This is a genomic window from Neorhizobium sp. SHOUNA12A, assembly GCF_023006505.1.
GTDB lineage: Bacteria > Pseudomonadota > Alphaproteobacteria > Rhizobiales > Rhizobiaceae > Neorhizobium.
In genome coordinates, this window is sequence record NZ_JALBGV010000155.1 from 1 (window position 1) to 6,398 (window position 6,398).

Consider the following 6,398-nt stretch of genomic DNA (forward strand, 5'->3'; position numbering starts at 1 on the left):
GGCCCGCGACCAGCACCGTGCGCCCGACTATCTCGCAGGCCTTAACCCCGAGCAGCGGCTGGCGGTCGAGACGCTGAACGGACCGGTTCTCGTGCTCGCGGGCGCGGGCACGGGCAAGACGCGGGTGCTCACCACCCGCATCGCCCATATCCTGGCAACCGGCAGCGCCTACCCATCACAAATTCTTGCGGTGACCTTTACCAACAAGGCTGCCCGCGAAATGAAGGAACGCGTCGGCGTGCTCGTCGGCGGCGCGGTCGAGGGCATGCCGTGGATGGGCACCTTCCACTCGATCGGCGTGAAATTGCTGCGCCGCCATGCGGAACTGGCTGGCCTTCGCTCCGACTTCACCATTCTCGACACCGACGACGTGGTGCGGCTGATCAAGCAGTTGATCCAGGCCGAGGGACTGGACGACAAACGCTGGCCGGCAAAACAGTTCGCCGGCATGATCGACACCTGGAAGAACAAGGGCCTGACCCCGCCGGACATTGCCGAGGGCGACGCCCGGGCGTTTGCCAACGGCAAGGGCCGAGAACTCTACGCCGCCTACCAGGCGCGCCTGCGCACCCTGAACGCCTGCGATTTCGGCGATCTCCTGCTGCACCCGATCGCGATCCTCCGCAAGAACCCGGACCTGCTCAAGGAATATCACGGAAAATTCCGCTATATCCTGGTCGACGAGTATCAGGACACCAATACGGCGCAATATATGTGGCTGCGGCTGCTTGCCCAGCGGCCAAAGGACGTTCCGCAGAACGTCTGCTGCGTCGGCGACGACGACCAGTCGATCTATGGCTGGCGCGGCGCCGAAGTCGACAACATCCTGCGCTTCGAGAAGGACTTTCCGGGCGCGAAGGTGATCAAGCTGGAGCGCAACTACCGCTCCACCGAACACATCCTCGGCGCCGCCGGCCATCTGATCGCCCATAACGAAGGCCGGCTCGGCAAGACCCTGTTCACCGACCGCTCCGACCCCGACGACGAGAAGGTGGTGGTGCATGCCGCCTGGGATTCGGAAGAGGAAGCGCGCGCCGTCGGCGAGGAGATCGAGAACCTCCAGCGGGGCAAGCACAAGCTCAACGACATGGCGATCCTGGTGCGCGCCTCCTTCCAGATGCGCGAGTTCGAAGACCGGTTCGTGACGTTAGGCCTCAATTACCGCGTCATCGGCGGCCCGCGCTTCTACGAGCGGCTCGAGATCCGCGACGCGATGGCCTATTTCAGAATGGTCTGCCAGCCTTCCGACGACCTCGCCTTCGAGCGGATCATCAACACCCCGAAGCGCGGCCTGGGCGACACGACCGTGCGCTACCTGCACGACTACGCCCGCGCCCGCGATATCCCCATGCTGCAGGCGGCGGCCGACATCATCGAGACCGACGAACTGAAGCCGAAGGCCCGCAAGGCGCTGTTCGACGTCGTCACCGATTTCCGCCGCTGGCAGGGCCTGCTCGAAAACACCCTTCACACCACGCTGGCCGAGCAGATCCTCGACGAGAGCGGCTATACCGCCATGTGGCAGAACGACAAATCGGCGGAAGCGCCGGGCCGCTTGGAAAACCTCAAGGAACTCGTGCGTTCCATGGAAGCCTTCGAGAGCATGCGCGGTTTCCTCGAACACGTCTCGCTGGTCATGGATGCCGAGAACAACGAAAACCTTGATGCCGTGTCGATCATGACGCTGCATTCGGCCAAGGGCCTGGAATTCGACACCGTCTTCCTGCCCGGTTGGGAGGAAGGCCTGTTTCCGCACCAGCGGGCGCTCGACGAGGGCGGCCGCTCAGGCCTGGAGGAAGAACGCCGCCTCGCCTATGTCGGCCTGACGCGCGCAAAGCACCGTTGCCATATCTGGTTCGTCTCCAATCGCCGCATCCACGGCCTGTGGCAATCGACCATGCCGTCGCGTTTCCTCGAAGAATTGCCGGCCGCCCATGTGGACATCGCAGCCTCGGACAGCAACTACGGCGGTTATGGCGGTCGGGGCGGCTACGGCCAGTCGCGCTTCGACAAGGCCGAACCCTTCGCCAACAATTATTCCACCCCCGGCTGGAAACGCGCCCAGGCCAACAAGACCGACGCCACCCGCGACAACTGGGGCACCCGCTCCGGCCACGCGGTGGAACGCATCGGCTACGGCGAAAGCGGCCCGCGCACGCGGACGATCGACGGGGAACTGGTGGCCAAATCGGTGGCCGACACGCCTTCGCAATTCTCAGTCGGCGACCGGGTGTTCCACGTCAAGTTCGGCAACGGCAATATTTCGGCGATCGAGGGCAACAAGCTGACGATCGAGTTCGATCGCGCCGGGCAGAAGCGGGTGCTGGACGGGTTTGTGGAGCGGGTGTGACGAGCATGTTGAACTGACACGCCTAATCCCCTATCTTGAGGCGACCCAAGACAAAGGACCGACCAAGATGTCAAAGCCGCTTCCTCCGTTTGTTTGAAACCTTCTCCAAACGCTCTTCTGCGTTTTGGCGAAATTCTTCAAGAGAACTGCCCGCCCAATCTGTCGGGACATAGTCGGGTGGCTGCGCATCATTCGGATACGCCGGGCTGAACTTGATAGCAGGGCTGAGATGATGTCTTTCAATTCGATATACCAGCCCAGCCATCGTTTTGAATAAGTAAACTGCCAAGGCAGCCAATAGCGGCACCTCAGGTTTTCGAAGAGCCTCCAGGGATTGTACCGCATAGCCGTAGGCGTCAATTCCCACCCTTTGTGTAGTTATCAGCGCATTCAGTTTTCGGGCGCGATCAAAAGCAGCAAATTCACTGCTGGAAAGAATGCCGCACATGCTGTCGAATAACTCTGAATAGGCGATAAATAGCCTTATGGAATATATCTCTCTTGGCCTAAGCCAATGAAGATAGGTCATGATGTCCTGCGCGTCCTCCTCCCTTGAACTCCCGAGAGTAAGCTTGAAATCATCAGGCCCATCGATAAGTTTGCAGGACCATTTGTCTAATTCTGCTCTGCTGAAATTCTTGGAAAAATCGTTCCGCCAGATATCCGCGTCATACACGTACCGAACCATGGCCGATCGATACTTTTTTCTTTCTTCTCGCAGATGCAGCAAACCTTGAACGAGATGTTTGCCGAGATAACCGAGTGTAGCAAGAATTGCAGTCAATAACGCTAATATGATTGCCGCATCGAGTTGACCGCTGCCATCTCGGGCAGATCCGGAAAGAAACTCCGCTATGGATCTCATCCGCTCGGTAAGCACGTTGAAGAGTTTCTGAAAATCCAGCATTCGCGCCCCTTCACAACACGTCTCGCGCACGGAAAATTCGAGTTTTCCTCCCAGACCAAGATAAACGTAAAAAACGAAATCGAGTCAATATTCAACTTTGAATATAGGCAAACGCGAAAGCCTGCGATGCCACAGGGATTCCAAACACCCATGTTTGGAAAACCCGCGCAAGACGTGAGGCTTGCCACATTCTGTTTCTCTCTCTACGTCCGTCCATTGGGATCTTGACAATTGAGGGAGGACACCATGAAAGCCATCGTCACGGCCCCCGGCGGCCTCGATGCCCTCAAACTCGTCGATCTGCCCGATCCGGGCAAACCCGGTCGGGGCGAGATCCGGGTGGCGCTGCATGCGAGCTCGATCAATTTCCATGACCTGAGCGTCGCAAGCGGCCGCACCCCGACCGATGGGCGGGTGCTGATGGCCGACGGCGCCGGCGTGGTCGAGGAGGTCGGCGAAGGGGTGAGCGAGTTCAGGCCGGGCGACCATGTGGTCTCCTGCTTCTTTCCGGACTGGCAGGACGGTCCGCCCCTGCCCGGCGGTTTTTCGCGCACGCCCGGCGATGGGATCGACGGTTTCGCGACGGAATATGCGGTGCGGCCGGCGGCCGCCTTCACGCTTGCTCCGAAAGGTTTCAGCCATGTGGAAGCGGCAACGATCACCACGGCAGGCCTGACCGCCTGGCGGGCGCTTGTCGAGCTCGGCAGGCTGAAAGCCGGCGAGACGGTGCTGGCGCTCGGCACGGGCGGCGTGTCGATCTATGCGCTGCAGATCGCCAAAGCCATGGGCGCGCGGGTGGCGATCACCTCCTCATCGAACGAAAAGCTGGAGCGCGCCAAAAAGCTCGGGGCCGAGTTCACGGTCAACTACAGGGATCATGCCGACTGGGGCAAACAGGTTTTTGACTGGACCGGCGGCCGCGGCGTCGACCATGTGGTGGAAGTCGGCGGTCCCGTAACGCTCGGACAGTCCATCCAGGCGGTGAAGATGGGCGGCCATATCGCCATGATCGGGGTGCTGACCGGCGCGCGCGGCGAAGTGCCGACGGCGGCGCTGATGGGCAAGCAGGCGGTTCTTTCCGGCATCCTGGTCGGCAGCCGCCGGCAGCAGCAGGATTTCGTGCGTGCACTCGATACGGGTCTCGTCCGGCCGGTGATCGACCGGGTGTTTCCGCTCGAGAAACTGGCAGATGCCTTCCGTTACGAGATGAGCGGCAGCCATTTCGGCAAGATCGGCATCGAGTGGTGAAGCACTGAGGGCAGAGGTTCTGCTTGCGGAGAACCCCTGCCCTGGTTACCTCGGATCAAACCCGACAATCAGGAAGCGCCCCCATGTTTCTCAGCAATCAGGACGTCATCGAGCTCACCGCATGGCGACGCAAGCTGCATGCCATGCCGGAAATCTCCGGCGAGGAGATTGCGACGGCGGCGGAGGTGCAAGGGTTCCTGGCCGATACGAAGCCGGATCGGATCGTGACCGGCCTCGGCGGCACGGGCGTCGCGGTTATCTATGACAGCGGCCTTCCCGGCCCGACCGTTCTGTTCCGCGCCGAGTTGGACGCGCTGCCGATCGAGGAGATCGGCACGCCGGACCATCGCTCGAAAATCCCCGGCAAGGGTCATATGTGCGGCCACGACGGTCACATGACCATGCTTGCGTCGCTGGGGCGGCAGTTCGGCCGGGAAAAGCCGAAACGCGGCCGCGTCATCCTGCTCTTCCAGCCGGCCGAGGAGACAGGCGCCGGCGCGGCGGCCGTCATCGCCGACGAAAAATTCCAGGAACTGGCGCCGGATTATAGCTTTTCCCTGCACAACATGCCGGGCCTGCCGCTCGGCCATGCCTGGCTGAAGGAAGGCATCGTCAACTGCGCCTCGCGTGGTCTGAAGATCGTCCTGTCCGGCCGCACCGCGCATGCCTCCATGCCGGAGACCGGCATCTCGCCGGTGCCGGCGGTGGCAACGCTGATGCCGGCGCTGACGGCCCTGAGCCAGGGCTCGATCGCAACCGGCGACATGGTGCTGGCAACGGTGACGCATGCCTCGGTCGGCGAACCGGCCTTTGGGATTGCGCCCGGCCATGCCGAGGCCTGGGTAACGTTGCGCACCATGACCGATGGCCAGATGCAGGCGTTGACGACCAGGGCCGAAGATCTGGTCCGCGAGGTCGCAGCCGTCGGCGGTCTCGGATACGCGATGGACTATCACGACATCTTCGGCCATTGCGAAAACCATGCGGAAGCCGCCGCCCTGCTACGTGCGGCGATGGAATCCGAAGGCATTTCGCGCGAGGCGGGAGAAACGATGCGCGGCTCGGAGGATTTCGGCCGGTTCGCGACCGTGTCGAAATCGGCGATGTTCTTCCTGGGTGCCGGCGAAAACATGCCGAACCTGCACAATCCGAACTATGATTTTCCCGACGACCTGATCCCGATCGGCACGAAAATCTTTATGCGCGTGGCGAGGGATATTCTCGGCTGAAGTTGGGCCGGAGGAGACGACGCCCGATCAGGCGTCGTTGTTGCCGAACAGCTTGGCCATGAAGCCGCCATTGGTGCCGCGGCCGGGACGCTTGCCGTCCCATTTGGGCACGATCACCATATGGGTGATGTCGCCGCGCTGGAAGGCTTTCAGGAACGCGTTGTAGTCGGCAAAGGCGACGCAGCCATGCGAGTCGCCGCGCACCCGCAGCAGGAAACTGTGGGCGAGCAGGCCGGTGCGGCCCTGCGGCGCCCTGCCGTCGACCGGCGTCAGGCGGATCGCAGCAACGCCGTGGAACGGCGTTTCACGCATCGACAGCTTATAGGTACCGGGCGGCGTCGGGCCACGCATCGTCACATGCGTAAAATTCGGGTTGTCGCGCATTTTGCCGATGCCGGAATGCGCTTCGAGTTTCGAGCCGTTCGGCATATAGACCATGCCGCCGGCGATATCGTAGACTGCCACTTTTGTGCCGATTCCAGGCCAGGCCGGCGCGGATTGCGAGGGACGGGTCGGCTCCTCGCGCATCGGATTGTCGGGTTTGGCAAAGGCGAGCGCGGTCGGCTTGTCGTCGCCGTCAGCCGCCCTGGAGGGCTTTTGCGGCGCGACCGCGGCGATGGCGGCAAGCGCTGCCGGCTTGGCGGGCTTGTCGGCGGTAGATCCC

The 6,398-nt window shown here is 62.0% G+C and carries 5 protein-coding genes; 3 read left to right on the forward strand and 2 right to left on the reverse strand.

The annotated features are described in order from the left end of the window. Positions 1-2,350: ATP-dependent helicase (locus MOV63_RS31770; protein ID WP_247039724.1), on the forward strand; the 2,350-nt coding region annotated here is incomplete at its 5' end. A 70-nt stretch (positions 2,351-2,420) separates the two neighbouring features. On the opposite strand, the gene MOV63_RS31775 is transcribed toward MOV63_RS31770, so the two are convergent. Next, on the reverse strand, positions 2,421-3,257 hold the full coding sequence (locus MOV63_RS31775; RefSeq protein ID WP_247039725.1) for a hypothetical protein: 837 nt from the start codon (positions 3,255-3,257) through the stop codon (positions 2,421-2,423). A gap of 246 nt (positions 3,258-3,503) precedes the next feature. On the opposite strand from MOV63_RS31775, the gene MOV63_RS31780 reads away from it, so the two are divergent. Further along, on the forward strand, positions 3,504-4,505 hold the full coding sequence (locus MOV63_RS31780; RefSeq protein ID WP_247039726.1) for an NAD(P)-dependent alcohol dehydrogenase: 1,002 nt from the start codon (positions 3,504-3,506) through the stop codon (positions 4,503-4,505). An 83-nt stretch (positions 4,506-4,588) separates the two neighbouring features. After that, positions 4,589-5,734 (forward strand): amidohydrolase, encoded by a 1,146-nt coding sequence (locus tag MOV63_RS31785; protein ID WP_247039727.1) that lies wholly within the window; start codon positions 4,589-4,591, stop codon positions 5,732-5,734. Positions 5,735-5,761: 27 nt separating this feature from the next. Here MOV63_RS31785 and MOV63_RS31790 read toward each other — a convergent pair. Further along, on the reverse strand, positions 5,762-6,398 hold a 637-nt coding region (locus MOV63_RS31790; protein WP_247039728.1), incomplete at its 5' end, for a DUF2778 domain-containing protein.